The sequence below is a fragment of the Alcaligenes sp. RM2 genome (genome assembly GCF_052931795.1).
Genome location: NZ_JBRFIO010000002.1, coordinates 148902 through 174645 on the forward strand (window position 1 = coordinate 148902; position 25744 = coordinate 174645).

General features: G+C 57.7%; 27 protein-coding genes and 1 riboswitch. Of the genes, 13 read left to right on the forward strand and 14 right to left on the reverse strand.

Going from position 1 to position 25744, the window contains the following annotated elements; translation table 11 throughout:
• Window positions 1-98 precede the first annotated feature (98 nt).
• A complete protein-coding gene (locus tag ACU6HM_RS07510; protein WP_083054278.1) occupies window positions 99-1424 on the reverse strand; it encodes an aspartate aminotransferase family protein in 1326 nt (441 codons plus the stop codon).
• A gap of 155 nt (window positions 1425-1579) precedes the next feature.
• Between ACU6HM_RS07510 and ACU6HM_RS07515 the strand changes: the two genes are divergently transcribed.
• The gene (locus ACU6HM_RS07515; RefSeq protein ID WP_235484291.1) at window positions 1580-2467 is read left to right on the forward strand and encodes a MurR/RpiR family transcriptional regulator; all 888 of its coding nucleotides are present in this window, start codon (window positions 1580-1582) and stop codon (window positions 2465-2467) included.
• A gap of 5 nt (window positions 2468-2472) precedes the next feature.
• On the forward strand, window positions 2473-3510 hold the full coding sequence (locus tag ACU6HM_RS07520) for a C45 family autoproteolytic acyltransferase/hydolase (RefSeq protein WP_009462624.1): 1038 nt from the start codon (window positions 2473-2475) through the stop codon (window positions 3508-3510).
• Between the two features lie 62 nt (window positions 3511-3572).
• Here ACU6HM_RS07520 and ACU6HM_RS07525 read toward each other — a convergent pair whose 3' ends face one another.
• Together ACU6HM_RS07525 and ACU6HM_RS07530 are read right to left on the reverse strand one after the other, a co-directional pair.
• The gene (locus tag ACU6HM_RS07525) at window positions 3573-4136 is read right to left on the reverse strand and encodes a cob(I)yrinic acid a,c-diamide adenosyltransferase (protein WP_446763599.1); all 564 of its coding nucleotides are present in this window, start codon (window positions 4134-4136) and stop codon (window positions 3573-3575) included.
• Window positions 4137-4145: 9 nt separating this feature from the next.
• On the reverse strand, window positions 4146-4670 hold the full coding sequence (locus tag ACU6HM_RS07530) for a GNAT family N-acetyltransferase (protein ID WP_080748114.1): 525 nt from the start codon (window positions 4668-4670) through the stop codon (window positions 4146-4148).
• A 111-nt stretch (window positions 4671-4781) separates the two neighbouring features.
• Here ACU6HM_RS07530 and ACU6HM_RS07535 point away from each other — a divergent pair, with 111 nt between their 5' ends.
• Window positions 4782-5087, forward strand: coding sequence for a copper-binding protein (locus ACU6HM_RS07535; RefSeq protein ID WP_009462618.1), 306 nt, complete (start codon window positions 4782-4784; stop codon window positions 5085-5087).
• 227 nt (window positions 5088-5314) lie between these two features.
• On the opposite strand, the gene hslU is transcribed toward ACU6HM_RS07535, so the two are convergent.
• The 5 genes from hslU to ACU6HM_RS07560 form a co-directional block, all read right to left on the reverse strand.
• Window positions 5315-6652, reverse strand: coding sequence for an ATP-dependent protease ATPase subunit HslU (gene hslU, locus ACU6HM_RS07540; protein ID WP_026484111.1), 1338 nt, complete (start codon window positions 6650-6652; stop codon window positions 5315-5317).
• Between the two features lie 17 nt (window positions 6653-6669).
• The gene (hslV, locus tag ACU6HM_RS07545; protein ID WP_009462614.1) at window positions 6670-7203 is read right to left on the reverse strand and encodes an ATP-dependent protease subunit HslV; all 534 of its coding nucleotides are present in this window, start codon (window positions 7201-7203) and stop codon (window positions 6670-6672) included.
• Window positions 7204-7543: 340 nt separating this feature from the next.
• On the reverse strand, window positions 7544-7981 hold the full coding sequence (dksA, locus tag ACU6HM_RS07550; protein WP_026484112.1) for an RNA polymerase-binding protein DksA: 438 nt from the start codon (window positions 7979-7981) through the stop codon (window positions 7544-7546).
• Between the two features lie 82 nt (window positions 7982-8063).
• Window positions 8064-9164 (reverse strand): CobW family GTP-binding protein, encoded by a 1101-nt coding sequence (locus tag ACU6HM_RS07555; RefSeq protein ID WP_009462610.1) that lies wholly within the window; start codon window positions 9162-9164, stop codon window positions 8064-8066.
• A gap of 199 nt (window positions 9165-9363) precedes the next feature.
• Window positions 9364-9855 (reverse strand): Fur family transcriptional regulator, encoded by a 492-nt coding sequence (locus ACU6HM_RS07560; protein ID WP_009462608.1) that lies wholly within the window; start codon window positions 9853-9855, stop codon window positions 9364-9366.
• Window positions 9856-9935: 80 nt separating this feature from the next.
• Between ACU6HM_RS07560 and ACU6HM_RS07565 the strand changes: the two genes are divergently transcribed.
• Genes ACU6HM_RS07565 through ACU6HM_RS07580 form a run of 4 tightly spaced genes read left to right on the forward strand, consistent with a single transcriptional unit; the run spans window position 9936 to window position 12802 of the window.
• Entirely contained in the window at window positions 9936-10085 is a 150-nt protein-coding gene (locus tag ACU6HM_RS07565) for a hypothetical protein (RefSeq protein ID WP_164837991.1), read from the forward strand.
• A gap of 4 nt (window positions 10086-10089) precedes the next feature.
• Window positions 10090-10812: a metal ABC transporter ATP-binding protein gene (locus tag ACU6HM_RS07570; protein ID WP_009462606.1), complete on the forward strand. Its 723-nt coding sequence runs from the start codon at window positions 10090-10092 to the stop codon at window positions 10810-10812.
• Complete coding sequence (locus ACU6HM_RS07575; RefSeq protein WP_031232761.1) at window positions 10812-11711, forward strand: metal ABC transporter permease; 900 nt, start codon at window positions 10812-10814, stop codon at window positions 11709-11711. Before ACU6HM_RS07570 ends, ACU6HM_RS07575 begins: the two co-directional genes overlap by 1 nt.
• Window positions 11711-12802 carry a metal ABC transporter substrate-binding protein gene (locus ACU6HM_RS07580; RefSeq protein WP_446763600.1) on the forward strand — a complete coding sequence of 364 codons (1092 nt, stop codon included), beginning with the start codon at window positions 11711-11713 and terminating at the stop codon, window positions 12800-12802. The genes ACU6HM_RS07575 and ACU6HM_RS07580 overlap by 1 nt, the downstream gene beginning before the upstream one ends.
• A 1-nt stretch (window position 12803) precedes the next feature.
• On the opposite strand, the gene ACU6HM_RS07585 is transcribed toward ACU6HM_RS07580, so the two are convergent.
• The 5 genes from ACU6HM_RS07585 to ACU6HM_RS07605 are packed head-to-tail and all read right to left on the reverse strand — an operon-like array spanning window position 12804 to window position 17185.
• Window positions 12804-13844 (reverse strand): tyrosine recombinase XerC, encoded by a 1041-nt coding sequence (locus ACU6HM_RS07585; protein WP_009462602.1) that lies wholly within the window; start codon window positions 13842-13844, stop codon window positions 12804-12806.
• Window positions 13832-14509, reverse strand: a complete 678-nt coding sequence (locus ACU6HM_RS07590) for a DUF484 family protein (protein WP_446763601.1) — start codon at window positions 14507-14509, stop codon at window positions 13832-13834. Before ACU6HM_RS07590 ends, ACU6HM_RS07585 begins: the two co-directional genes overlap by 13 nt.
• 2 nt (window positions 14510-14511) lie before the next feature.
• The gene (gene dapF / locus ACU6HM_RS07595) at window positions 14512-15435 is read right to left on the reverse strand and encodes a diaminopimelate epimerase (protein WP_446763602.1); all 924 of its coding nucleotides are present in this window, start codon (window positions 15433-15435) and stop codon (window positions 14512-14514) included.
• 8 nt (window positions 15436-15443) lie between these two features.
• A complete protein-coding gene (locus tag ACU6HM_RS07600; RefSeq protein ID WP_009462598.1) occupies window positions 15444-16334 on the reverse strand; it encodes a lysophospholipid acyltransferase family protein in 891 nt (296 codons plus the stop codon).
• Entirely contained in the window at window positions 16331-17185 is an 855-nt protein-coding gene (locus ACU6HM_RS07605; protein WP_250756641.1) for a lysophospholipid acyltransferase family protein, read from the reverse strand. The genes ACU6HM_RS07600 and ACU6HM_RS07605 overlap by 4 nt, the downstream gene beginning before the upstream one ends.
• Window positions 17186-17422: 237 nt before the next feature.
• On the opposite strand from ACU6HM_RS07605, the gene metK reads away from it, so the two are divergent.
• The 4 genes from metK (at window position 17423) to metF (ending at window position 21572) form a co-directional block, all read left to right on the forward strand.
• The gene (metK, locus tag ACU6HM_RS07610) at window positions 17423-18586 is read left to right on the forward strand and encodes a methionine adenosyltransferase (RefSeq protein WP_009462596.1); all 1164 of its coding nucleotides are present in this window, start codon (window positions 17423-17425) and stop codon (window positions 18584-18586) included.
• Between the two features lie 204 nt (window positions 18587-18790).
• Window positions 18791-18883: riboswitch (S-adenosyl-L-homocysteine riboswitch) on the forward strand.
• 74 nt (window positions 18884-18957) lie between these two features.
• Entirely contained in the window at window positions 18958-20355 is a 1398-nt protein-coding gene (ahcY, locus tag ACU6HM_RS07615) for an adenosylhomocysteinase (RefSeq protein ID WP_446763603.1), read from the forward strand.
• Between the two features lie 42 nt (window positions 20356-20397).
• Window positions 20398-20736, forward strand: a complete 339-nt coding sequence (locus tag ACU6HM_RS07620; protein ID WP_446763604.1) for a phage holin family protein — start codon at window positions 20398-20400, stop codon at window positions 20734-20736.
• Window positions 20733-21572 (forward strand): methylenetetrahydrofolate reductase [NAD(P)H], encoded by an 840-nt coding sequence (gene metF, locus ACU6HM_RS07625; protein WP_021447042.1) that lies wholly within the window; start codon window positions 20733-20735, stop codon window positions 21570-21572. The genes ACU6HM_RS07620 and metF overlap by 4 nt, the downstream gene beginning before the upstream one ends.
• A 143-nt stretch (window positions 21573-21715) precedes the next feature.
• On the opposite strand, the gene ACU6HM_RS07630 is transcribed toward metF, so the two are convergent.
• Entirely contained in the window at window positions 21716-22345 is a 630-nt protein-coding gene (locus ACU6HM_RS07630; RefSeq protein ID WP_009462592.1) for a 5-formyltetrahydrofolate cyclo-ligase, read from the reverse strand.
• Between ACU6HM_RS07630 and ACU6HM_RS07635 the strand changes: the two genes are divergently transcribed.
• Both ACU6HM_RS07635 and ACU6HM_RS07640 read left to right on the forward strand, forming a co-directional pair.
• Complete coding sequence (locus ACU6HM_RS07635; RefSeq protein WP_230940618.1) at window positions 22344-24446, forward strand: lytic transglycosylase domain-containing protein; 2103 nt, start codon at window positions 22344-22346, stop codon at window positions 24444-24446. The genes ACU6HM_RS07630 and ACU6HM_RS07635 overlap by 2 nt on opposite strands.
• An 11-nt stretch (window positions 24447-24457) precedes the next feature.
• Complete coding sequence (locus ACU6HM_RS07640) at window positions 24458-25600, forward strand: hypothetical protein (RefSeq protein ID WP_446763605.1); 1143 nt, start codon at window positions 24458-24460, stop codon at window positions 25598-25600.
• Window positions 25601-25744 lie beyond the last annotated feature (144 nt).

A 25744-nucleotide genomic window follows, 5' to 3' on the forward strand; every position in this document is an offset into this window, starting at 1 on the left:
TCCTTTATGTATAACTAGCGGTGCCTCTTGCGGCTGGCTTGCCGCAGCGCAGTCAGCAGAGCGTTCTGACTGTTTGTTCGACGCTCTGCTTGACGGGTTTATCGGGGCAGGATGTGTTCGATGGTTTGGGTCAGACGTGTCACGATTTCGTGAATGTCGGCCTCGGTGCAGATAAAGGGCGGTGCCAGCAAGATATGGTCGCCGTGAACTCCATCTATCGTGCCACCCATAGGGTAGAGCATCAAACCTTGGGAAAACGCATGCTGCTTGATCCTGGCGTGGGTTTTCAAGCCAGGGTCCAGCGCTTGCTTGCTGGCCTTGTCTTGCACCAGTTCGACTCCGACAAACAGGCCACGACCACGTATATCACCCACATTGGGGTGGCTGTCCAACGCCTGATGCAGCTCCCGGCGCAATTGCTCGCCGCGCTGACGGACGTTTTCCAGCAACTGGTCTTGCTCAATCACTTGTTGCACGGCTAAAGCACCAGCGCAGGCTGTGGCGTGACCCATATAAGTATGGCCGTGCTGAAAAAAGCCCGAGCCATTCAGGATGGCCTGGTAAATCCGGTCACTGGCCAACATCGCACCAATAGGCTGATAGCCCGCCCCCAGACCCTTGGCAATGGCCATGATGTCCGGCACGACTCCGTCCTCTTCGCAGGCAAACAGATAGCCGGTACGCCCCATGCCCGACATGACTTCATCCAGAATCAGCAGCACGCCGTGCTTGTCGCAGACCCGACGGATCTTTTTCCAGTAATCGCCTACTGGCGCCAAGGCACCAGCGGTCGCGCCCACTACAGTCTCGCCGACAAAGGCCGCGACGTTCTGGGGACCCAGGCTTTGAATCATGTCGTCCAGTTCCTGAGCCAGACGGTCGGCATATTGCTCGGCACTTTCATCACTGCCTTGGTCGCGGTAGGGGTAGCAGGGCGAGACATGCTGGGCCGGAGCCAGTAGAGGCAGGAACGGCTTGCGACGCCATTCATTGCCGCCAATGGCCAAAGCCCCCAGCGTATTGCCGTGATAGCTCTGACGGCGTGCGATGAAAATATGACGCTCGGGCTGGCCAATCTCCACGAAATATTGCCGTGCCAGCTTCAGGCTGGCTTCTACGGCCTCCGAGCCTCCGGACAGAAAGTACACATGGTCCAGATCACCGGGGGATCGGCTGGTCAAAAAATCTGCCAGGTCCTCGGCGGCCTGGCTGCTGAAAAAGGAGGTGTGGGCGTAGGCAATCTGGTCCAGCTGTTGCTTGATGGCAGCGATCACAACAGGGTGGCTATGGCCCAGGCAGGATACGGCCGCGCCACCGCTGGCGTCTATATAAGCGTTGCCATTGCTGTCCACGATGCGGATACCATCACCTTTGACGGCGCAGGGCAAGGTTTGTTTGGGGTTGCGATGAAAGACATGTGTCATGGCGCAGATCCAGAAAGTAGGCCCGGAAGGATTTTCAACGTATGTTGAATATATAATAATACTTTCAACAAATAAATCATCATTGATTTGTCGGGACAGGTGGATAAAGGCCTCACTGTTGCGCCCAGACTGCATTTGCGCCCGATATATACTTGATGTCCCCTTTTGAAGCGTGTTGGCCCATGAACTCCTTGAGCAATCTGACCGAGCGTATTCAGGCAGTGTTTGCCACCATGTCGCCGCAGTTCCAGCAAAGCGCGCGCTATGTGCTGGATCATGCCGATCAGGTGCCCTTGATGTCCATGCGTCAGTTGGCCGCGCAGGCACAGGTGCAGCCTGCCACCTTGCTGCGCTTTGCCCAGTCTTTGGGCTTTGGCGGTTGGGCAGAGTTCAAGGCTGTGTTTACCCAGGCGCTGCATGGCCAGGGTGCACGGCGTTATGCCGATCAGGCCCGGGCGGTGGTACGCAATCGAAATAAAGAAGATCGCCTGGCGCAGACGCTGACAGCACAAATGGATACTCTGGCGCTGCTGCGCGAGGTGAATGAAGCACGCTTGCCACAGGCTGTGGAATTGCTGAACAAGGCCAAGCGGGTTTTTGTGGCCGGGTTCAGAGCCTCTTTTGCACCCGCTTTTTCCTTTCATTATCAGTACCGTCTGTTCCGGCCATCGATTGGCTTGTTGCGTGGCGAGTCCGGTACTCTGGATATGGATCTGCGGGCGCTGCAAAAAGGGGATGTGCTGGTCTTGTTCGGTTTTGCACCGTATTCCCAGGAAGCCGTGCTGGCCCATGCAGCGGCCCGACAGGCAGATGCACAAATCCTGGCGATTTGCGACAGCTTGCTTGCCCCTATTGCGCAGCAGGCAGATGCCACATTATTGTTTGGAACCGACAGTCCGTCTTTTTTTCCTTCTCTGGTTGCTGCGCAGGCACTGGTGGAGGTCTTGCTGGAACAGGTTCTGGCCAAGGCGGGCAGTCGTGCTGTCAGCGGTATTGAGTTGGTTGAAAATCAATTGCACCAGTCCGGTGCTTACTGGAAATAGACGCAATGGCTAAGTTGTCCTATCTGGAGTTAAGTGGTGGTCCCAAAGAAATTGGCCATTCTTTGGGACGTTTCGGAGCCCCCGCCGTGCATGCCTACTTGCTGAACTCAGCAGCATGGCAAGGCATCATGCAATCGAAGGGGACGGCTGTAGCCGGTCAGCTGGCTCAGTACACCGAGCGTTATTTCCCCCGAATATGGACCGAGCTCCAGGGCCTGGCATTGGGTCTGGAGCTCCCCTTTGAAGACGTTTTCTTGTGGAATTGCCGGGGCGACTTGTGGGCCATGGCTCCCGATGGTTGCACCACCGTGCAAATGCCCGCCCAGGGCGAACCTCGTCTGGTGCATAACGAAGATGGTGATCCAGGTTTTGCCGGTTACTGCGGGGTGGCCAAATTCATCCCCGACAGCGGCATGTCCTTTGTCTCCTTTCTTTACCCTGCTTCCTTGCCGGGCCACAGCTTTGCAGTGACCCAGGCCGGTTTGGCCATGACGGTGAATAATGTGCGGGCGCGGCATGTGGCCCCAGGGGTGCCGCGCATGGTCCTGACCCGTGCCATGCTGGATCAGCCTGATCTGGATCAGGCAGTAGGGATCTTGCAGGATCACCCACGTTCCGGCGCTTTCCATTTGAGCCTGGCGCAGCGTGGCGATCCACGCTTGCTGAGCGTGGAGTTCAGTGCCGAGGCCGTTTCTGTGCAGACCATTGAGCAAAACCATCTGCACGCCAACCATGCGGTACATCCGTCCATGAAAGGCTTTGAGCAGCGTATTACCCGGTCGTCAGAGCTGCGGCAGGAGCGTGGGGATCAATTGTTGGCACAAGCCGGTGCTGCGCTTGATCCTTTGACCGTCCTGGCGGATCAGCACCATGCGGAATTTCCGATCTGGCGCTGTGACCCAGCGGACAGTGATGCGGAAAACACCCTGGCTACTGTGGATATTCAGGTGGGCAGCCAGTCCTTGAAGTGGCAGGTCTATGAGGACCCCACGGACGAGCCTGTGCTGAGGTTTGCGGATACCACTCGCATTGATCTGGCCTGAAAAGGAATAGGGCTCTGCTAAAGCAGGGCCCTATTCTTATAGTCGCAGTCGCGATGGGGCGATCAGCTCTTGTCAGGCTCGTTGCGCTTGGGCTCCCACAGCACGTCAGAGCGGCCTGCATGGCGGTTCAAGGTACGCGCCAGCACAAACAACAAATCCGACAGGCGGTTCAGATACAGGCGCGGGCCTTCTTGCGGCAAGGATTCTGAGGGCACCGCCACGACGCTACGTTCTGCACGACGCGCCACACAACGCAGTACATGTGCTTGTGCGGCTGCCGGGCTGCCACCGGGCAAAATGAACTCTTTGAGTATGCCCAAGGGCTCGTTGTAGTGACGAATCGCTTGGTCCAGACGTTCCACATGGACGCTGCCTATGACCTGATGGCCAGGGATGCACAGCTCGGCCCCCATATCGAACAAGTCGTGCTGAATGTCGGACAGCAGGACATCAACATCCTCGGGCAGTGCCATGCTGCGCAAGACGCCGATATGGCTGTTCAGTTCATCCACGTCGCCCAGGGCATGAATCAGGGGGGCAGTCTTGGGCAGGCGGCTGCCATCGCCCAGGCCCGTTGTGCCATCGTCGCCGGTGCGGGTGCTGATAATGGAAAGTCGTGTGGACATGAAGAAGCCTTATGTTTCGGCAGGAGTAGGGGTGCCTTGAGCCAAATTGACCAGGGCATCGCCAGTGACGCGTACCACGCGCCAGTCTTCCAGCACTTGGGCTCCCTGATACTTGTAGAAGTCGATGGCGTTCTGGTTCCAGTCCAGTACTACCCACTCCAGGCGGCCACAGCCTTGGGCCACGGCCATTTGAGCCAGATGGCGCAGGGCCGCAGCGCCCAGACCGTGCTTGCGGTGAGCCGGGTCTATATACAAATCCTCCAGATAGATGCCGCGGCGATCCAGGAAACTGGAGTAGTTGTAAAACCACATAATGTAAGAAATTGGTGCGTCGGGCTGATCTTCGGGAGTAATGACCAGGCAGTAGGCACTGGGCTCGTCGGAGAAGAAACTGTTGCGCAGAGACTCAACGCTGGCCTTGAAAATATGCTCCAGTTTCTCAAAGGCGGCCATATCGCGCATCAGGCCCAAAATGGCCGGAAGGTCTGCGGGGGTGGCTGGACGCAGCACATACCCTTTAATAAATTCGCTCATGCTTTTGCAAAGGTTTAGCGTTATGCTTGATCGGAAACAGACGCCTCAGGCGTCCGAAAGTAGGCATTATGAGCTAATTGTCTGGCTCTGCCCAATTTGCAGGAGTGAAAAATGACGTGGACGAAACGAAGCGCAGCCTTGGCGTTGGGAACTTTGGGTGTGGTAGCTGGCTCGGCATATGTCGTGGTCGCCCAGGCTCAGGAAGCCAGTGCGTCGGGTGAAGTGCGCCGACTGGATGCCGAGGCCGGCAAAATTACCATCAAGCATGGTGAGATCAGCGACCTGGAACTGCCCGCCATGACATTGGTGTACAAAATTGATCCCGCCTTGCTGGCCAACATCAAACCGGGTGACAAGGTAAAGTTCACTGCCAAACGTGACGGTGGTGATTACGTGGTCACCAAGATCAGCAAATAAGCCTGTTTGAGTGGGTTGATAAAAGCCGGGTTCGCCCGGTTTTTTCATCTCCGACGCAGGAGAAACACTGGTGTGGGTTCGTGGTCGAGATGACAGGGTGATGTGATGACCATCGCGTTTACGTTGACAGGGTAGAGCCTGATGCCGTGTTGGATGTGGTCTGCAAGCGAAATGTAAAAAAGGGGCAGAGAAATCTGCCCCTTTTTCATGTCCGACCGAAGTCAGGCTTACAGCACGTAGCGCGCCAGATCCTGGCTGGCTGCGGTTTCCTGCAGCTGTTTGTTCACGTAGTCCGCATCAATGACCACGTTTTGTTCACCGTGGCTGCCAGCGCTGTAGGACAGCTCTTCCAGCAGTTTTTCCATAACGGTGTACAGGCGACGGGCACCAATGTTTTCGGTACGCTCGTTGACCTCAAAGGCCAGCTCGGCCAGACGCTGGATACCGTCGGGACGGAAGTCCAGTTGTACGTCTTCGGTGCCCAGCAAGGCTGCGTATTGCTTGGTCAACGAAGCGTCGGTCGTGGACAGAATCTGTACAAAATCCTGGGCGCTCAGCGATTCCAGTTCCACACGGATGGGGAAGCGGCCTTGCAGTTCAGGAATCAGATCCGATGGGCGGGACAGGTGGAACGCACCCGAGGCAATAAACAGGATGTGGTCGGTACGTACCACCCCGTATTTGGTGGTGACGGTGGTGCCTTCTACCAAAGGCAGCAGGTCGCGCTGCACGCCTTGGCGGGACACATCGCCCCCGCTACCCTGGCTTTCGCCTCGCGCTGTGATCTTGTCGATCTCGTCCAGGAACACGATGCCGTTCTGCTCGGCATTGGCCACTGCAGCAGTGCGCAAATCGTCCTCATTGACTCGACGGGCCGCTTCTTCTTCGGTTAGTTGCTTGAAGGCTTCCTTGACCGTCAGCTTGCGGGCTTTGGTCTTTTCCTGACCCAGACCGGAGAACATGCCGCGCAGCTGCTCGGTCATCTCTTCCATGCCGGGAGGGGCCATGATTTCCATACGAGGCATGGCCTGGGCCATCTCGATTTCAATCTCGGTATCGTCCAGCTTGCCTTCACGCAGGCGCTTGCGGAACACCTGGCGGGCAGAGTTGTCCTCGCGTTGGGGTTGACCGTGAGCATCGCGCGAAGGGGGCACCAGCACGTCCAGAATACGGTCTTCAGCGGCTTCCTCGGCCTGAGTGCGCACACGGCGCATTTCGATTTCGCGGGTTTGCTTGACCGAAATATCCACCAGATCGCGAATGATGGTTTCAACGTCGCGGCCTACATAGCCCACTTCCGTGAACTTGGTGGCTTCGACCTTGATGAAAGGCGCATTGGCCAGCTTGGCCAGACGACGGGCGATTTCGGTTTTACCCACGCCGGTGGGTCCGATCATCAGAATGTTCTTGGGGACGATCTCGCTACGCAGGGGCTCGGCAACCTGCTGGCGGCGCCAGCGATTGCGCAGGGCCACGGCCACGGAGCGCTTGGCCTTGCCCTGGCCAACGATATGCTTGTCCAGTTCGGAGACGATCTCTCCGGGAGTCATATTAGGTGTAGACATGGTGGTGTATCCGGCTGTCAGAGTGTTTCGACGATATGGTTCTGGTTGGTGTAGATGCACAGATCACCTGCGATCTCCAACGATTTCTTGACGATGTCGGCGGGAGCCATATCGGTGTTTTGCAGCAAGGCCATGGCGGCAGATTGGGCATAGGAGCCGCCCGAGCCGATGGCGGCCAGGCCATGTTCGGGTTCGAGCACGTCGCCATTGCCGGTCAGCACCAGCGTGTGCTCCTTGTCCGCCACCAACAGCATAGCTTCCAGACGGCGCAGAACGCGGTCGGTGCGCCAGTCGCGCGTCAGTTCGACGGCGGCGCGCAGCAGGTTGCCCTGGTGCTTTTCCAGCTTCGCTTCAAAGCGCTCTTGCAAGGTGAAGGCGTCAGCCGTCGCACCGGCAAAACCGGCCAGGATGCTGTCATTGTACAAACGGCGAATTTTGCGGGCCGTGCCCTTGATGACGATATTGCCCAGGGTGACCTGACCATCGCCGCCAATGGCGACCTGATCTCCGCGGCGTACACAGACAATAGTAGTGGCGTGAAATTGTTCCATGATTTCCTTCCTTTAAGGTTCCCATCTGGGGGCCGGGCAAGAAATTTCAAGCGCATGACAGCAGGAAGTTTTTGCCGACTGAGGGTCGTGCCTGGTAACCGGGCTGAAACAGGGTGGCTTCCCTTGGCAGGGGCTGTTGCAGGGGTTCTCGTATGTCGCCTGGCTTCTTGGCGTGCAAGCAGCCTGTTGGCCTGCTAGCGGTAGACGCAGCCGGCTTTTTTGAGCCTGCTTATTTTCAGCAGCGTACACAAGTGGGTTGGATCGAGTTGGGTGACCCACAAAAAAGCCCGCCAGAATGATCGGGCGGGCTTTTTATCAGGGTGATAGGCCTTGCCGCCTATCAATCCCCAAACATCTTTTGACGCTTCTCGCGACGCTCCTGGGCTTCCAGAGACAGGTTAGCCGTTGGGCGTGCCAGCAAACGTGGCAGGCCGATGGGCTCGCCGGTTTCCTCACACCAGCCGTATTCGCCCGAATCGATCAGGGCGATGGACTGTTGCACTTTCTTGAGCAGTTTGCGTTCGCGGTCGCGGGTACGCAGCTCCAGAGCGTGTTCTTCTTCGATCGTGGCACGGTCAGCCGGGTCAGGAACGAACTGGGTTTCACGCAGGTTTTCCGTTGTAGCACCCGCGTTGGCCAGAATGTCTTGCTCCAGCTGGCGCAAGCGATGCTTGAAAAACTCCAGCTGGGCGGCGTTCATGTAGTCTGACTCAGGCATCGCCAAAAGCTCCTGCTCGGTCAGCAGGGTTGTAGTACTGTCATGTGACTTAGTTGCCATGATGCTTACCTCTTGTTGACGTCTGGGAGCCTGTAACTGTCGTCACGCGCAATCGCTCCGCATTTACTGAATAATTATTAATTCAAACCAGGCAATTCTCCAGGCCCTGGGTGAATATGTCTTGTGGCAATTTGCGGCCAATAAAGACCAGCTTGGTGCCCTTTTTATCTTTGGCCAGCCAGGCATTGCCAGGCTCGGCGCTCATCATCATGTGTACGCCCTGAAACAGCATACGGCGATTGATGCCCTTCAGATACAGGATGCCCTTGTAGCGCATCAGATCTGGTCCAAATACCTGGACAATGCCCGACAGGAAATCTTCCAGACGCTCGGGATCGAAAGGACGGTCCGAACGGAACACGAAAGCCCCGATTTCGTCATTGTGAGCTGCGTGCTCGTGGTGGTGATGATGGTGATCGTGTCCGCAGCCCGGACCGCACTCGCCTTCGTCGCCGTGGGCATGATCGTGGTGGTGATCATGGCCGTCCGCCGCATCGGGGTGTTGCTCTGCCAGGAATTGAGGATCAATGTCCAAAATGGAATTCAGGTTGAAACCGCTGACTTCCAGCAAATCCTTGATGTCGGTTTCACCGAAGTGAACCGGCGTAATCGTGGCTCGCGGGTTGATGCGGATCAGACGGGCACGCAGGGCCTCGTAATCCACATCGTTGACCAGATCTTTTTTGGAGATCAGCAGGCGGTCCGCAAAACCAACTTGTTTTTGAGCTTCTTCTTGCTGGTCCAGTGTGGCCATGCCGTGTTTGGCATCCACGACCGTGATGACCGCGTCCAGCCGATAGTAGTCGGCAATATCATCGTCCATGAAGAAGGTTTGGCAGACCGGGCCGGGGTTAGCCATGCCGGTGGTCTCGATGATGACGCGCTCGAACTTCAGTTCGCCTGCCTGGCGGCGAACGCGCAAATCATTCAGGGTGCGCATCAGGTCACCACGCACGGTGCAACATACGCAACCATTGCTCAGTTCAACGATTTCTTCTTCGGAGTCCTGCACCAACAGTTCGTTGTCGATACCTTCGGGCCCGAATTCGTTCTCGATGACGGCAATGCGTCGACCGTGATATTCGCTCAGGATGCGCTTGAGCAGCGTGGTTTTACCAGCGCCCAAAAAACCAGTCAGAACAGTGACTGGAACCATGTTGTTCAGATCTGATGCCGCGTTCATAAACATGCCTCGCAGTGGCGGGCGAAAGGTACAAGGCACGGCACCAACCGCGGCTTCCTGCACCCATCTGCTCCGCACGAAAACAACGTGCGATTACATCACAGCCTTGCCTGTTGGGCAAACGGTGATCTGTAAAAATTCACAGAGGTTTGCCAATAGATCGGGGAATATATACCGATTGGCGGCAAAATACCACGTTTTAGGGGGCAGATAAGGGTTTTCGCTCGTTTTTAGCTGCAACGCAACGTTGGCACAGGCCGCGCAGTTCAGTTTCGTGGCCGGACAGGGCAAAGCCCGCTCCGCGCACACAGTCGGCCAGCCTTTGGCTCAGGTCCGGAGCGCACAGCTCCACCACGGTGCCGCACTGGGTGCAGACAATCAGCAAGTCGTGGGGGTGGCCGCCGGCATCCACACAGGCCGTCCAGGCATTGACGGCATCCAGGCGGTGGATCAGGCCTTCTTCCGTCAGAAAGTCCAGGGCGCGGTAAACGGTAGGGGGTTTGGCGCCGGGCTGGAACTCGCGAACCAGATCCAGCAGTTCGTAGGCGCGCAAACTGCGCTGGGCCTGAATCAGGATTTCCAGCACCTGGCGGCGAATTGAAGTCAGCCGTTTACCGCGTTCCAGACAAAGCTGTTCAGCGGTAGCAAGCTGATCTTCAATGGCGTTGGGCGTAAGAATATGTACAGGCATGGCGCTTGATGAGGTGTTTGTTATGTTATAACATATTTGGAAAAATTAAATTCCCAATCTAGCCGCATTATCCCTGTTTCATGTCCTGTTCTCAATTTTCCTCGACTCCCCGTAGTGCGGCACCCCGCCGTTCGCTCCTGCTGGCTTCGGCCGGGCAGCGCGTACTGGGCGCTTTGTGCGTGTCAGCAGTCCTGTGGTTGCTGACCACCTGGGCATTGGGTGCGTGGTAGAGGCATGAGTTCACACCAAACCTTGATCGAGCTTGACCATGTGGCGCTGGGCTGGAAAGACAAGATAGCCTTGCGCGACATCAGCGGCTGTTTCAAACGCGGTTCGCTGACGGCCATTGTGGGGCCAAATGGGGCGGGCAAATCCACCTTGTTGAAAGGGCTGACAGGGCAGATCAATCCCCTGAAAGGGCGCATTGCCGTCGATAGCGGTTTTCTGGATCAGTTGGCCTTGTTGCCGCAAATGGGCGATCTGGATAAAAGCTTCCCTGTGACAGTGCATGACCTGGTGGCCATGGGAGCCTGGAAGCGCGTGGGTGCCTGGGGCGGATTTCCCAAGGCAGAACATGAACGTATTGGCCATGCGCTGGAGCAGGTGGGGCTGGCCGACTTTGCGCGTCGCTCCATTGGCACTTTGTCGGGTGGGCAATTACAGCGAGCCCTGTTTGCCCGCATGATCATGCAGGACGCCCAGATATTGTTGCTGGACGAGCCTTTTGCTGCGGTGGACCGTGCAACCTCGGACGAATTGATGAACCTGATTCTGGACTGGCACAAACAGGGCCGTACCGTGATGGCCGTGCTGCATGATCTGGATATGGTGCGTAGCTGTTTTCCGCAAACCGTGCTGCTTGCCGGGCAGGTGGTGGGCTGGGGTGAGACCGAGGCGGTGCTGACGCCGGAGAACCTGCATCTGGCTCGCCATTTGTGCGCGGGGGACTACCTATGATGGCGCTGATTGATGTGCTGTTTGGCCCCTTCATGGACTTTGGTTTCATGAAGCGCGCACTGGCTGGTTCTTTCGCCCTGGCTGCAGCGGCCGGACCTTTGGGGGTATTCCTGGTGTTGCGCCGCATGAGCCTGATGGGCGATGCCATGGCACATGCCATCCTGCCCGGTGTGGCGGTTGGATTTCTGACGGCGGGCCTGTCTTTAAGCGCGATGGCCATAGGCGGCATGATTACCGGCCTGGTTGTCGCCTTGCTGGCCGGACTGGTGGCCCGCCTGACACCACAACGGGAGGACGCCAGTTTTGCGGCCTTCTACCTGGTATCCCTGGGGCTGGGGGTGCTGCTGGTGTCCTTGCGCGGCTCCAATATGGATTTGATCCATGTGCTGTTTGGCACGGTGCTGGGCCTGGATGATGCCTCCTTGCTGCTGGTGACCAGCAGCACGACGGTTACGCTGATTATTCTGGCTTTGGTATTCCGGCCTCTGGTGCTGGAGTGCATGGACCCGATCTTTTTGCGCACGCAAGGCGGGCGCGGTTCCGTCGTCCATATGTTGTTCTTGTTCATGCTGGTCATCACGCTGGTGGCTGGCTTCCAGGTGCTGGGAACCTTGATGGTGGTGGGGATCATGATGCTGCCCGCTGCCTCGGCCCGATTCTGGGTGTATTCCGTTGGTCGTCAGATGCTGGTGGCGGCCTTGCTGGGCATGATCAGCGCCTATCTGGGCCTGCTGTTCTCGTACTACTACAACGTGCCTGCTTCGCCCGCGATTATTTTGGCAGCCGGCGCCTTCTATTTTCTTTCTATCACCTTTGGCCCCCAAGGCGGTTTGCTGCGTGCTTATTCCCAATGGCGTGCACGGCGTCGGCGCATGGCCTCTCTCTTGGAGCACGATTGATGAAAATGCGAGACATTTACTCAGGCCGCACGGTGCTGGCCCTGGGCTTGCTGGCGGCCAGCCTGTCGGTGCAAGCGGAGCCTTTGCGTGTGGTCAGCAGCTTCTCGATTTTGAACGATATGGTCAAGGAGATAGGCGGCGACAAGGTTATGGCCAGCACGATTGTGCCCGCCAATGGGGATGCCCATTCGTTTGAGCCGCGTCCCAGTGATGCAAAGACTTTGGCTAACGCGCAACTGCTGGTGATCAATGGTCTGGAGTTCGAGACCTGGTTGCCACGCTTGCAGCAGGCAGCAGGCTATAAAGGGCCGCAAGTCGTGGCGACAGAAGGTATTACGCCTTTGGCATTTGAAGGTGGCGGACACGAGGATCATGCTGGTCATGACCATGACCATGACCATGACCATGACCATGACCATGACCATGACCATGACCATGACCATGACCATGACCATGACCACGGTCACGACTCCGAACCTGAGCATGCCCACGACCATGAGCAGACCCACGCCAAAGAGGATACACAGTCCCACGGCGGGCATGACCATAGTCATCAGCACGGCAGCCAGGACCCCCACGCCTGGCAAAGCCTGGGCCTGGCACAGATCTATGTTCGTAATATCAGCAAAGGTCTGGAGCAGGCTGATCCGGCCAATGCCGAGTACTACCAGCGTCGCGCCAAGGATTACGCACAGCGCATTCAGGAGATGGACGATTCCATCAAAACCCGCCTGCAGGCGGTGCCGGTAGAAAAGCGCAAGGTCATTACCTCGCACGATGCTTTCTCTTATATGGGCAAGGCTTACGACATCCGTTTCATTCCCTTGGTGGGGGTATCCAGCCAGGCGGAGCCTTCAGCCCGTGATATTGCGCAGATCATCCAGCAAGCGCGTAGCGAGCAGATTCAGGCCATTTTTGTGGAAAACACGGTCAGCGCAAAACTGGTCGAGCAAGTGGCACGGGAGACTGGTGCCAAAGTTGGGGGCACCTTGTATTCCGATGCTTTGGGAGCCCCAGGCTCGGGCGTGGATACCTACCTGGGCATGATGCGCTCGAACACAGACCAGTTGGTCAAGGCCTTGCAGCCCTGATTCACTCCTCCGGCTTGTCACTGGCCCGGTTCTTGCGTTGTGCCCGAGGATGGGCCTGATCGTAAGCCTGGGCCAGATGCTGGAAGTCCAGACGGGTATAAATCTGAGTCGTGGAAATATTGGTATGACCCAATAGTTCCTGCACCGCCCGCAAGTCTTGTGCTGATTGCAGCAAATGGCTGGCAAAGCTGTGACGCAAGCTGTGCGGGTGGACATGCACTGGCAGGCCGCTGGCGCGGGCATAGTTTTCCAGTTCTTGCTGCACCACGCGTGGGTGAATGCGGGCTCCACGGGCACCCAGAAACAGGGCCGCGCTGGCATCTGCGCTGGTCGCCAGTGATGCCAAAGCCGGGCGCTTTTCCAGCCACTGCTGCAAGGCATGCAGCGCTTTCTCCCCGACAGGCAGGCGGCGCGTCTTGCCGCCTTTGCCACTGACCACCAGCTCACGATCATCCAGCAGTAACCAGCTCTTGGACTGATAGTGCGCGTCCTGGTGATAGTGCGTGTCCAGGCTGACCAGCTCGGACAAACGTAGTCCGCTGGAATAAAACAATTCAAACATGGCCTGATTGCGCCAGCTGACCGGGTCGTCCTGAATGGGGGCGGTGGGGCGGTCCAATAGCTGCTGGGTCTGGTCTACGGACAAGGCCTTGGGCAGAGGGCGGCCTATCTTGGGTGCCTTCAGGCTGGCTGCAGGGTTCAAGGGCCAACCCAGTTCTTTAGTGCGCGCTTGATAGTAGCCACGCCAGGCTGCCAGAATGCGGGCCAGGCTGCGTGGTGCCAGGCCCTGCGCATGCAAGCGGGCGGCAGCCTGTCGCAACTGGCTTTGAGTCAGTGTGTCGGGGTCTGTACCTGGGTACTGCGCCAGCAAGTGGCGCAAATCATTACGGTACGCACTAAGGGTGTGTTCCGAATAGCGTTTTTCGTGGCTTAGTTGATGCAGCCAGCTTTGCATGGCCGGGCTGAGGGCCTGGGGGGCGGCTGGCTGCTTTTGAGGCGTGTCCCCAGAAGGGGAGTGATCTTGTTTTTTCAGGCCGGACATTCGCTTTGATCAACACTGCTGGGCTTGTACAAACGCTGCAGGGCGGCGCTGCACAATTCGCCAATGCCTTCCAGAAAGTCCGTACCCATATCGACCGTAAAACGCGTGGCTTCAGGCGAGCCCAGAACCAGCAGACCAAACAGGGTGTTCGACTCCGGAAACGTCAAGGGCACAATGGCCACCGATTGCGCGTCTTGCTGCAAATCGGCCAGGAACTCCTGTTCGCGTCGGACGCCGCAATAGGGATTGATCAAGGTGTAGGCCCAGCTGACCAGCGCGTCGTCAGCCAGCACTTCGTCCGGATTCCAGCAGTGCAGGCGGACAACGGGCATTTCAAAAATGCGCTCCAGGCTGCTGCAGATAAGAGCGGGGAGGGCACCGGGATCGGACTCGGCCAGCATCTGGCAGTTCCATTGATGTAGTTGGCGCGAGATCTTTTCATTGCCACGAGCATTGGCGACCAGTGTGGCCAGTTGGCGCTCGGTTTTCTTGCCGCGCTCGCGCAGCAGCATGATCTGGCGCTCGCCCAGTGAAATAGCGCGGCTTTGATGGGGGTGCGGCACCATCAGTTTGGAAAAAACATCGGCATGCGCGTCGAAGAAATCAGGGTTGGCTTTCAAAAACTGGGCCACTTCCACGGCGCTAAGGCTGTTGGGGGTATCCATGTCTAGAAGGTTTCCTTTCTGGCTAGGGACGCACACAGTGCATCTATATCGACTTGTCCGGTAAAGACGGTTTGGGCCGGGCCGCTCATGCGTAGCGCCTGTCCGTCCCATTCAATGCGCAGACTGCCTCCACGAGTATCAACGACAACCGGGCTTTGGAGCAATCCCCGCCGTATGCCTGCCACCACAGCCGCACAAGCGCCTGTACCGCAGGCCAGGGTCTCACCAGCGCCGCGCTCGTAGACGCGCAGCTTGATGTGATGGGCGTCCAGAATCTGCATGAAACCGGCGTTGACCTTCTGAGCAAAACGCGGGTGAGATTCGATGAAGGGGCCGACGCTGGCAACCGGCGCCTGCAGCACATCGTCTACCACCTGCACGGCGTGCGGATTGGAGATGGACACCAGCGACAGGGCGACAGGTTCGGCTTGATCGGGTACGGGCAGAAGCCACAGCGTATCTTCGCCCTGAGCTTTCTGTTCTAGCCCGCTAGGGTCAAAAGCGACATCGGCAGGGGCAAACCGGGTGGTGCCCATCATGACATCCACGCCAAGCTCCGGATCGTCATTCAAACTGATGATGCCGGTACGAATTTGTGCTCGTAAAGGGTTGGCCGAGGACAGGCCTTGTTCGTGTACGAAGCGGACAAAGCAGCGAGCGCCGTTGCCGCAATGTTCGACCTCGCCACCGTCAGCGTTGAATATGCGGTATCGGAAATCCGCGCCGGGTTCGGTTGCGGCTTCAACCAGCAAGATCTGGTCCGCCCCAATGCCAAAGTGACGATCCGCCAGCGCGCGGGCGCGTTCGGGAGTCATTTCAATGCTTTGCCTGACACCATCCAGCATGACAAAGTCATTGCCCGCGCCGTGCATTTTGCTGAAACGCCAAAGCGAGGAAGCGGGCTGGGGTGTGGTGGGGCTGTGCATGATGGGGCCTAGTAGATGCCGGGTTGACCTTCAGGGCGGGTTTTGAAGCGTCGATGTACCCAATAATACTGCGGCGGGTCTTCGCGCACATATTTTTCGATCAGGGCATTCATGCGTTCCGTGGCTTCTTCCAGGCTGCCTTCACCCGGAAAGTCGGACATGGGTTCCAGCACCTGAATATGGTAGTGACCAGTCTCGGCGTCCACGCGGGAAATGACCGGAATCACCAGCGCGTCCTGGTTGCGTGCGATCTGGGCTGTGGACAAGAGCGTGGCCGCCGGTACATTGAAAAAGGGCACAAAGGCCGAGCCCTTGGTGCCGAAGTCCATATCAGGCAGGTAATAAATCGGCTGGCCCTTTTGCAGCGCACGCATCAGACCGCGAATGCCGTCTTTGCGAGAAATCAGCGGGACGGAGGAGAAGCGGCTACGGCCTTCGTACATCAGGCGATCCACATGGGGGTCGCGTTGGGGAGTGTAAAAGGCAACCAACGGCGAGATGGACATGGACAGGCGTGTACCCGCCGCATCCATACCCAGAAAGTGAGGCACCAGCAGCATGACCTTGCGACCCTGTTCCAGAGCTTGGGTGATGTGTTCTTCGCCCGTCAGGTGCAGAGTGTTCAGAATAGTGCTGGGCAAACCAAACCAGAGCAGGCCCCGGTCCAGATAGGATTGGGCCAGCAGGCGAAAGTGCTGCTTTTCCCACTCGCGACGGGTGCTCTCGGGCGTGTCTGGAAAGCATAGATCCAGATTGGTACGCACGATATGACGGCGGCGGGAGGCAAAGCGATGCACCAGCCCGCCCAGCACAGCACCCCAACGCTGGCGCGTGCGTACCGAGGCACGGCCAAAGTAGGTGAAAACGGATTTGAGCAGCGGGTAAGAATTAAAACTCATGGGGTGGTATCGCCAGGCAAAGGGGGCGCATCGTGGGGAATCTTGTAGCGGTTATAGCCCCACAGATACTGGGTGGGGAAACGGCGTATCAAGCTTTCCATGGATTCGTTGATCAGGGTGGCCAGTTCCGTCGGGTCTTCGGGCAACGGCTCGGGCAGGCGCAAGGTGTGAATATGCCAGCCGCGCCCTTTAGGCAGGCGCTCGGCAGCGGTCACAATCACAGGCACATTGGACTGACGGGCCAATTTGCCAGCCAGTGTCATGGTCAGGGCAGGGCGACCAAAAAATGGGGCCCACACACCATCGCCACCACTGGGGACCTGGTCGGGCAACATGCCTACCGACTCACCTCGGCGAAACGCGCGAACCAGTTCGCGCACGCCTTTGATATTGGCGGGTACGGCATGCAGGCCTGGCAGCTCACGTGACTCCACCATCAAGGGTTCCAGAAACGCTTGACGAGGCGGGCGGAACAGAACGGTCATCGGATCCACACCGGAAAAGTAGCGCGCAATCATCTCAAAACAGCCCAGGTGCGGGGTCAGGTAGAGTATGCCGCGCCCTTCGGCCAAGGTTGCTTGTACTAGGGGCAGATTGTCGATTGTGCAGTGTTCCAGACAGGCTTGCGGGTGCAGCCATACGCGCGGGGTTTCCACTATCATGGCCCCCGTTTCTCCGGCAGCTTGTCGGAAGAACGCCGGAGAGTTGTAGCCCGCTTGACGACAGTTGCTTTGCAGACGGCGGCGATAGCGTCCGGGAAAGGCGTAAATCAGTCGGCCTATAGCTCTACCCAAGCCATGCAGGACGGGTAAAGGCAGGCGAGCCATCAAGCGCAAAAGAGCCACTAGCATGGGCCAGGCAATCCTTGAAAATGAAGTTTTGCTGAAATAAATACGTATTTTCGCTTAAAATGGATTGTATCGCTGAGTTAAACGACAACTTGCGGAGCGATCGGGCAGCAAGCTGCCCACTATAAACCGCTAAAGCGTCGCGCCCCGTCTATCGTATCCACATCGCTGGCTTCGAGGTGCAACGCAGTTTGTTCAACCTCGTGCTGATTATCAGCCCTTATTCAAGGAAGCTACGCTGTGAACAACAACGACTTTCTCTTTACATCCGAATCCGTTTCTGAAGGCCACCCCGACAAGGTAGCCGACCAGATCTCCGACGCCATCCTGGACGCTATTTTCGAGCAAGATCCTCAGGCACGTGTTGCTGCCGAGACCTTGTGCAATACCGGTCTGGTGGTGCTGGCTGGCGAGATCACCACGCACGCCAACGTGGATTACATCCAGGTTGCCCGTGACACCATCAAGCGCATTGGCTATGACAATGGCGATTACGGCATTGATTACAAGTCCTGCGCCGTTCTGGTGGCCTATGACAAGCAGTCGCCCGATATCGCCCAAGGTGTGGATCGCAGCCCAGAAGAGTTGCTGAACCAGGGCGCTGGCGACCAGGGTCTGATGTTTGGCTACGCGTGCGACGAAACCCCTGATCTGATGCCTGCTCCTATCTGGTACGCCCACCGCCTGGTACAGCGCCAGAGCGAGCTGCGCAAAGATGGCCGTTTGCCCTGGTTGCGTCCTGACGCCAAGTCCCAGGTGACCTTCCGCTACGTGGATGGCCGTCCTACCGAAGTGGATACTGTGGTGCTGTCCACTCAGCACGCGCCTGAAATGTCCCAGAAAGACATTCACGAAGCCGTGATCGAACACATCATTCGTCCATGCTTCCCTTCGGATCTGCTGACCGAGAAAACCCGCTTCCTGGTGAACCCCACCGGCAAGTTCGTGATTGGTGGCCCTCAAGGCGATTGCGGTCTGACTGGTCGCAAGATCATTGTGGACACCTACGGTGGCGCATGCCCTCACGGCGGTGGTGCTTTCTCCGGCAAGGACCCCTCCAAAGTGGATCGTTCCGCTGCCTACGCCGCCCGTTATGTGGCCAAGAACATTGTGGCAGCCGGTCTGGCCCGCCAGTGTCAGGTGCAACTGAGCTACGCCATTGGTGTGGCCGAGCCTATCAATATCACCATCTACACCGAAGGCACAGGCGTGATCCCGGACACCGAGATCGCCAAGCTGGTTCGCCAACATTTCGATCTGCGCCCACGCGGCATCATCGAAATGCTGGATCTGCAGCGTCCCATCTACTCCAAGACTGCTGCCTACGGTCACTTTGGCCGCAGCGAACCCGAGTTCAGCTGGGAAGCTACGGACAAGGCCCAGGCTTTGCGTCAGGCTATCTAAGCGATGTGCAGATAGGCAAAGGCCGCTTGCGGGCGGCGCTTTGCTGCAGTTTGACAGCGTTGTCGGGGCCGGGAAACCAGTCAGCCAGCAACGCTGGGTGGGACGGGCAAGTGCCAGTCTCATGAGAAGAAATTATGATTTTTACCCGTGGGGCTGTCTTCCCAAGATGATCCAAACGGGTACAATCACCCACATTCATTTGCCATCCTCGAGGGGCGTTGCGACAAGACTCACGGTCTTGCCAGGCTCGGGGCATGGATAGGTGGTATCCACCTTGGAGAACGACGCTCACCACGACCTGCATGGCGGGCTGCTGGTGAGAATTCATTTGCTCTCCCTGCAGTCTGCGTGCCGTATAACGGAGCCCGACTGTGACTTTTACCGATTACAAAATTGCCGATATTTCCTTGGCTGAATGGGGCCGCCGCGAGCTGACCATTGCCGAGACCGAAATGCCTGGCCTGATGGCCACCCGCGAGGAATTTGCTGCCTCCCAGCCCCTGAAGGGCGCACGCATTGCCGGCAGTTTGCACATGACAATCCAAACCGGGGTTCTGATTGAAACCCTGACCGCCCTGGGCGCTGAAGTGCGCTGGGCATCATGCAATATCTTCTCGACTCAAGACCACGCAGCCGCTGCCATTGCCGCATCTGGCGTGCCTGTGTTCGCCGTCAAGGGCGAAACCCTGGAAGAGTACTGGCAATACGCCCACGACATTTTCGACTGGCCCGGCGAACAGGCCAACATGATTCTGGATGACGGTGGCGACGCAACCTTGTTGCTGCACCTGGGTGCCCGTGCAGAAAAAGACCTGTCCGTTCTGGACAAACCCGGCAGCGAAGAAGAGCGCGTCATGTTCACCTCCATTCGTGCCCGTCTGCAAAACGACAAAACCTGGTACTCCACCCGTCTGGCCCAAATCAAGGGTGTGACCGAAGAGACCACCACAGGCGTGCATCGTCTGTACCAGATGGCCAAGAAAGGCGAACTGGCTTTCCCTGCCATCAACGTGAACGACTCGGTGACCAAGTCCAAGTTCGACAACCTGTACGGCTGCCGCGAGTCCCTGGTAGACGGTATCAAGCGTGCTACCGATGTGATGGTTGCCGGCAAGATCGCCGTGGTTTGCGGCTTCGGTGACGTGGGTAAAGGTTGTGCCCAAGCACTGGCCGCCTTGCGCGCCCAGGTTTGGGTTACCGAAATTGACCCTATCTGCGCCCTGCAAGCCTCGATGGAAGGCTACCGCGTTGTGACCATGGAAGAAGCCGCCGACAAGGCCGACATCTTCGTGACTGCCACCGGTAACTACCACGTGATCGACCGCTCGCACATGGAACGCATGAAAGATCAGGCCATCGTGTGCAATATCGGTCACTTCGACAATGAAATTGACGTGGCCTCGGTGGAAGATCTGGAGTGGGAAGAGATCAAGCCTCAGGTTGATCACATCATTTTCCCTGATGGCAAGCGCATCATTCTGCTGGCCAAGGGCCGTCTGGTGAACCTGGGTTGTGCTACTGGTCACCCCTCTTTTGTGATGTCGGCTTCGTTCACGAACCAGACCATTGCACAAATTGAACTGTTCACTCGTGGCGAGAACTACGAAACGGGTAAAGTATATGTACTGCCCAAGCATCTGGACGAAAAAGTCGCTCGTTTGCACTTGAAGAAATTGGGTGTGAACTTGTCGACCTTGTCTCAGGCGCAGGCGGATTACATCAACGTACCTGTGCAAGGGCCATTTAAGGCTGAGCACTACCGCTACTAAAACGCACCGGCGTCTTCGGACGCCTATTCTTGGAGCCCTATCATGACTTTGCTACTTGTCTGGATCCTGAATGCTGTTGCCCTGCTGGTTGTCGCCTACATCCTGCCTGGTATTACGGTTGCCTCGTTTGGCTCGGCAATGATCGCTGCGCTGGTACTGGGCCTGCTCAATACCTTGGTCAAACCTTTGCTGATTGTGCTGACCTTGCCCATCACTATTGTGACGTTGGGCTTGTTCCTTCTGGTGCTCAACGCCTTGGTGTTCTGGTTTGCGGGCTCCATCCTCAAAGGCTTCCAGGTTGAAGGCTTCTGGTGGGCCGTGATTGGGGCGATCGTCTACAGTCTGGTTTCCGGGCTGCTGTCGGGATTGTTAATGAAATGAGCAACAAGCAAACCTTGAGCCTGGAGTTTTTCCCGCCGCGAGATATCGCGGCGCAGGAAAAACTGGTGCGCACCGCCAAGTCCTTGATGGGCTTGAACCCCGCCTATGTCAGCATGACGTTTGGAGCCGGTGGCTCCACCCGTGCTGGCACGGTCGATGCGGTAGCACTGCTGCAAAAACTGGGCTTTGATGTCGCACCGCACTTGTCGTGCATTGGTACGGCGCCCGCGCAGCTTGGCGAGATGCTGGACAATTACCGCGATCAGGGCATACGACGTATCGTGGCCCTGCGCGGTGACTTGCCTTCGGGTATGGGTGGTGACGCGGGCGAACTGCGCTATGCCAGCGATCTGGTGTCATTCATTCGTGAAAACTATGGCGAACACTTCCATATCGAAGTGGCCGCTTATCCCGAGATGCACCCTCAGGCCACAGGCTTTAGCGACGACCTGGGTCACTTTGTGAACAAGGTCAAGGCTGGTGCGCACGGTGCGATCACGCAGTACTTCTTCAACCCGGACTCGTATTTCAGCTTTGTTGAGCGAGCCCAGGCGCAAGGAGTCACGATTCCGATCACACCGGGCATCATGCCCATTACCAACTCGTCCCAGTTGCTGCGGTTCTCGACCATGTGCGGTGCAGAAGTGCCGCGCTGGATTCGCCTGCGACTGGCCGATTTTGGTGATGATCGTGCATCGATTCGTGCTTTCGGTATCGATGTGGTGGCGCGCTTGTGTCAGGACCTGCTCGATGGCGGCGCTCCTGGCATTCACATGTACACCCTGAACGGGGCAGATGCGAGCATGGCTATTTTGCCGAATCTGACCTGGCGCTAAGCACTTCGCGTCGCGATAAGAAACCCGCCACATTCATTTGGCGGGTTTTTTCATGGGGAACTGACTAGCCAGCATCTGACCCGGTTTAATCAGCTGCTTGGCAAACAGAGTTGTGGATTAAACAGTTTGTGGTAGCGGGTTACTTATAGTTCCGGAGCGGGCACAGCCCAGCCTTTATCAGTCAGAATACTGTCCAGGCGTTGGTCGTGCGGGGCGGGCTGGTAGGCCTGGCCGGATAAATCGCCCACTGCCCAGGCAATGCCAATGCTGGTAAAAGCGTGGTTTTGTTCTTTCAGCGCCGCCAAGGTCCGGTCGTAGTAACCCTTGCCATACCCCAGACGATCACCCTGTCTGGTGTAGCCCAGGGTTGGGACCAGGACAATATCCGGTTGCATGGTTTTAGTGGAAATGGGGATTTCGATGCCGTAGCGACCCTTTTCCATTTCGGTCTCGGGTGTCCACTCGACAAAGCTCAAAGGGGCATCGGCCTCTTTGACAACGGGCAGACAGACATTGATGCCTTCCTCTTCCACCCATTGAAGCAGCAGTGGGCGCAAGTCCGGCTCCTGGGCCATAGGCCAGAAAGCGGCAATGGTAGTGGGTTCGGTACGGCCCTGTTCACGCAGGCGGCTGCGGTTGGTGGCCAGCCAGGTAAACAGACGGCCCCGTATCAGCAAAGCGCCCCGGTTGGTGTCGATGGAGGGCTGCCCGGCTCGCAGGTCTTTTAGTCGCGTGCGCAGCGCGGCTGCGTTATGCTCTACGTTCTGAATCATGGGTGATTTTCTAAAGGCCGTCACTATGGGTATCAACCAGCTAAAGTACCAGAAAACACCAGCTTGGGGCATGGCATCCATGCTTCCTCGCCCGCCCTTGAGCGCTTTGGTGGTGTTTGCCCTGGGTTTGGTCGGCTGTGCGGGGTCGCAGTCGCCGCAAGCTCAGACCCATTCCCCGGATCCTGCCGTTGCCAAGCAAGCTGTCGTGTTGCAGCCTGCCAAAGAAGCCGTGCGCCGCTGGGATCGAGTCCCGCCTGTGCCGCCAACGGCCCGCCAGGCTTTGATTGACGCCCGTGATGCCATGCAGGCCAAGCGCTGGACGGCGCTCGATGCTCTGGCTCCGGTTGCCGCGAATGATCCTGTTCTGGGTTCTTACGCCGAATACTGGCGCTTGCGTCGGATTTTGCAGGATACGACCACGCCCGTGCCCGATGAGCAAATTCGTTTGTTCCTGAGCGGCAATCAAGACGAATATCTGGAAAATCGCCTGAAGTCCGACTGGATTGTGGCGGCCGCGCGTACCGGCAACTATGCTTTGGTGCGTGAGCTGGCCCCCGTTCACGCCCCTACCTCGGCTGTGAAGTGTGCAGTAGCGTCGGCACAGAACGTGGCCGGTCAGCCTGTGGATGTGCAGGACTTGCTGGCGTCGTTCTCTCCAAGCCAGGCCTGCTGGTCGGCACTGGACCAGTTGTACGCCCGTAAAGTGATCAGCAAGAATCAGGTCCGTGATCTGATGCGTGATGCTCTGGAAAATAACCGCACATCCCAGGCCCGCCGCCTGGCTGCGATTATCTTCACTGCGCCGCAAATGAAGGATTACACCGCCTTGATGGCTTCGCCGCAGAAGTGGCTGGATCGTAATGTGAACAACAGTTCGGTCAATCCGGAGCTGGTGTCCTTGGCCTTGTCCCGTCTGGGTCGTGGTCAGCGTGATGCTGCAGCGGCCTATATCGACCGTACCTGGGCCGGCAAAATCCCTCAGGAAAACCTGAATTGGGTGTGGGGCCAGTTCGGTCTGATCAGTGCCTTGCGGGTGGAAGACGATGCGGCCAAATGGTATCGCCGCTCCGGTCGTACCCCCATGACGGATTACAACAATGCCTGGCAAGTGCGCGCCGAGTTGCGTCAGGGCACCATCGAGTGGAAGCATGTCTCTGCCGCCATCGACAAGATGAACGATGCGCAAAAGGCCGAGCCGGTGTGGGTGTACTGGTCGGGGCGTGCCCATGAAGCCTTGGGTCATAAAGATCAGGCTCGTGCCAAGTTCCAGTCCATTGTGGGTGATCTGAACTTCTACGGTCAGCTGGCCACAGAAGAGTTGGGTCTGACTCCTTCCTTGCCCCCTCAGCCACAGCCTTTGACGCCGTTGGACATGCAGGATGCCCGTACCAATGCGGGCTTGCTGCGTGCGGTGGAGCTGTTCAAGCTGGGTTGGCGTCCGGAAGCGGTACCCGAGTGGAACTTTGCCTTGCGTGGCATGAACGACAGACAGTTGCGTGCAGCAGCCGAGTTCGCGCGCGAGCAGCATATCTATGATCGCGTGGTGAATACCTCCCTGTTGACCAAGAACGAGATCGACTTCAGCCAGCGCTTTATCGCGCCCTTTGAAGGCCGCGTAACCGAGCAGGCCAAGTCCATCAATCTGGACCCGGCCTGGGTGTATGGCCTGATCCGTCAGGAATCGCGCTTCATTACCGATGCACGCTCGGGAGTCGGGGCGTCGGGCTTGATGCAGCTGATGCCTGCCACCGCCAAATGGGTGGCCAACAAGATCGATATGCGCGACTTCTCTCCCTCCCGTGTGAACGAGTTCGAGGTGAACACGGTGCTGGGTACCAATTACCTGAACATGGTTCTGGGCCAATTGGATGGATCGCAGGTCTTGGCATCGGCAGGCTATAACGCAGGGCCAGGTCGTCCCCGCCAGTGGCGTTCGCGCTTGAACACTCCGGTAGAAGGAGCCATTTTTGCCGAAACCATTCCCTTTACCGAAACGCGCTTGTACGTGAAAAACGTACTCTCCAACGCGACCTATTACGCCATGATGTTCAGCGGTCAGCCGCAGTCCCTCAAAGGGCGTTTGGGTACGATTTCGCCTTGATGAGTTCGTCCATGCTTGATAACAGACAGCAAGCAGCTCTGGCGGCCCTGATGGGGCCGCCAGATCCTGTTCTGGACGGTTTGCAGGTCTATGTGGTGGGTGGCGCGGTTCGCGATGCCTTGCTGGGGCTGCCAGCGGGTGACAAGGATTGGGTCGTAGTCGGTGCCCGGCCCGAAGACCTGGCCGCGCGCGGCTTTGTTCCCGTAGGTGGCGACTTTCCTGTCTTTCTGAATCCCCATAGCAAAGAAGAGTTTGCCCTGGCCCGAACTGAGCGCAAGTCGGGCCGTGGTTACAAGGGCTTTACCTTTTACACCGGCACAGACGTGAGCCTGGCGGACGATTTGCGTCGCCGTGATCTGACCATCAATGCCATGGCCGTGGATGCGGCGGGGAATCTGCATGATCCCTTGAATGGTTTGGCGGATTTGCAGGCCCGTCTATTCCGGCATGTGGGCACCGCGTTTAGCGAAGACCCGGTACGCTTGCTGCGTTTGGCACGTTTTGCGGCCCGCTTTACCGAGTTCACCGTGGCCGACGATACCTGGGCTCTGGCACGTGATCTGGTCGAGCAGGGCGAAGTGGACGAGCTGGTGCCTGAGCGCATCTATCTGGAAATAGCGAAAGGTTTATCTGCCCAGCAGCCCGCTCGCATGTTCGAGGTACTGCGGGAGGTCGGCGCGTTAGAGCGTGTCATGCCCGGCTTGAACTACAACGATCAGGTGGGTCAGCAGGTGCAGATCGCCAAAGACAGGCGTCTGGATCTGGCAAGCTGCTTTGCCGTTCTGTGCCATATTTCGGACACCCCAGGACAGGTGGCCGAGCAGATTCGAGCTCCTTCTGAATGGCGCGACCAGGCCCGTCTTTTGCCAGTGCTGTTGGCCAGCCCTGCCTTGTTGCAGCCTCGTGCAGATGTGGAATCTGCCTTGCAAGTCATGGAGTCGTTGGATGCCTTGCGCAAACCAGAGCGCTTTACTCAGCTGATCAGTGCGGCGGCCTGTCAGCAGGACGTTCCAGAGCTGGAATGGGACTTCTTGCGAAAGGTGATGGCCAGTGTGGATGCCGGTGCAGTTGCTGCTCGATACAAGGCCGAGCCAGGCAAAATCCGTGAAGCGGTGCGCGCAGCTCGATTGGCAGCTTTGGAGCAGTCTGTTTAGTCTATGTGTGAGCAGCCTGGAGTGCACACTCAGAAAATAAGCGGCTAATAGGCCGCTTATTTTTTCTGCTGAGTGCGTGTTCGTCTAGGGGGCGATGTCTCGGGGGAGTGTTCTGGCGCGGTTGCTTCACGTAAAAACGGCAAG

What these genes read in the sequence shown, in the direction of transcription:
- ACU6HM_RS07510 (WP_083054278.1), bottom strand. Translation starts at nt 1,424, where the DNA reads ATGACACATGTCTTTCATCGCAACCCCAAACAAACCTTGCCCTGCGCC.
- ACU6HM_RS07515 (WP_235484291.1), top strand. Translation starts at nt 1,580, where the DNA reads ATGTCCCCTTTTGAAGCGTGTTGGCCCATGAACTCCTTGAGCAATCTG.
- ACU6HM_RS07520 (WP_009462624.1), top strand. Translation starts at nt 2,473, where the DNA reads ATGGCTAAGTTGTCCTATCTGGAGTTAAGTGGTGGTCCCAAAGAAATT.
- ACU6HM_RS07525 (WP_446763599.1), bottom strand. Translation starts at nt 4,136, where the DNA reads ATGTCCACACGACTTTCCATTATCAGCACCCGCACCGGCGACGATGGC.
- ACU6HM_RS07530 (WP_080748114.1), bottom strand. Translation starts at nt 4,670, where the DNA reads ATGAGCGAATTTATTAAAGGGTATGTGCTGCGTCCAGCCACCCCCGCA.
- ACU6HM_RS07535 (WP_009462618.1), top strand. Translation starts at nt 4,782, where the DNA reads ATGACGTGGACGAAACGAAGCGCAGCCTTGGCGTTGGGAACTTTGGGT.
- hslU (WP_026484111.1), bottom strand. Translation starts at nt 6,652, where the DNA reads ATGTCTACACCTAATATGACTCCCGGAGAGATCGTCTCCGAACTGGAC.
- hslV (WP_009462614.1), bottom strand. Translation starts at nt 7,203, where the DNA reads ATGGAACAATTTCACGCCACTACTATTGTCTGTGTACGCCGCGGAGAT.
- dksA (WP_026484112.1), bottom strand. Translation starts at nt 7,981, where the DNA reads ATGGCAACTAAGTCACATGACAGTACTACAACCCTGCTGACCGAGCAG.
- ACU6HM_RS07555 (WP_009462610.1), bottom strand. Translation starts at nt 9,164, where the DNA reads ATGAACGCGGCATCAGATCTGAACAACATGGTTCCAGTCACTGTTCTG.
- ACU6HM_RS07560 (WP_009462608.1), bottom strand. Translation starts at nt 9,855, where the DNA reads ATGCCTGTACATATTCTTACGCCCAACGCCATTGAAGATCAGCTTGCT.
- ACU6HM_RS07565 (WP_164837991.1), top strand. Translation starts at nt 9,936, where the DNA reads ATGTCCTGTTCTCAATTTTCCTCGACTCCCCGTAGTGCGGCACCCCGC.
- ACU6HM_RS07570 (WP_009462606.1), top strand. Translation starts at nt 10,090, where the DNA reads ATGAGTTCACACCAAACCTTGATCGAGCTTGACCATGTGGCGCTGGGC.
- ACU6HM_RS07575 (WP_031232761.1), top strand. Translation starts at nt 10,812, where the DNA reads ATGGCGCTGATTGATGTGCTGTTTGGCCCCTTCATGGACTTTGGTTTC.
- ACU6HM_RS07580 (WP_446763600.1), top strand. Translation starts at nt 11,711, where the DNA reads ATGAAAATGCGAGACATTTACTCAGGCCGCACGGTGCTGGCCCTGGGC.
- ACU6HM_RS07585 (WP_009462602.1), bottom strand. Translation starts at nt 13,844, where the DNA reads ATGTCCGGCCTGAAAAAACAAGATCACTCCCCTTCTGGGGACACGCCT.
- ACU6HM_RS07590 (WP_446763601.1), bottom strand. Translation starts at nt 14,509, where the DNA reads ATGGATACCCCCAACAGCCTTAGCGCCGTGGAAGTGGCCCAGTTTTTG.
- dapF (WP_446763602.1), bottom strand. Translation starts at nt 15,435, where the DNA reads ATGCACAGCCCCACCACACCCCAGCCCGCTTCCTCGCTTTGGCGTTTC.
- ACU6HM_RS07600 (WP_009462598.1), bottom strand. Translation starts at nt 16,334, where the DNA reads ATGAGTTTTAATTCTTACCCGCTGCTCAAATCCGTTTTCACCTACTTT.
- ACU6HM_RS07605 (WP_250756641.1), bottom strand. Translation starts at nt 17,185, where the DNA reads ATGCTAGTGGCTCTTTTGCGCTTGATGGCTCGCCTGCCTTTACCCGTC.
- ACU6HM_RS07620 (WP_446763604.1), top strand. Translation starts at nt 20,398, where the DNA reads ATGACTTTGCTACTTGTCTGGATCCTGAATGCTGTTGCCCTGCTGGTT.
- metF (WP_021447042.1), top strand. Translation starts at nt 20,733, where the DNA reads ATGAGCAACAAGCAAACCTTGAGCCTGGAGTTTTTCCCGCCGCGAGAT.
- ACU6HM_RS07635 (WP_230940618.1), top strand. Translation starts at nt 22,344, where the DNA reads ATGGGTGATTTTCTAAAGGCCGTCACTATGGGTATCAACCAGCTAAAG.
- ACU6HM_RS07630 (WP_009462592.1), bottom strand. Translation starts at nt 22,345, where the DNA reads ATGATTCAGAACGTAGAGCATAACGCAGCCGCGCTGCGCACGCGACTA.
- ACU6HM_RS07640 (WP_446763605.1), top strand. Translation starts at nt 24,458, where the DNA reads ATGCTTGATAACAGACAGCAAGCAGCTCTGGCGGCCCTGATGGGGCCG.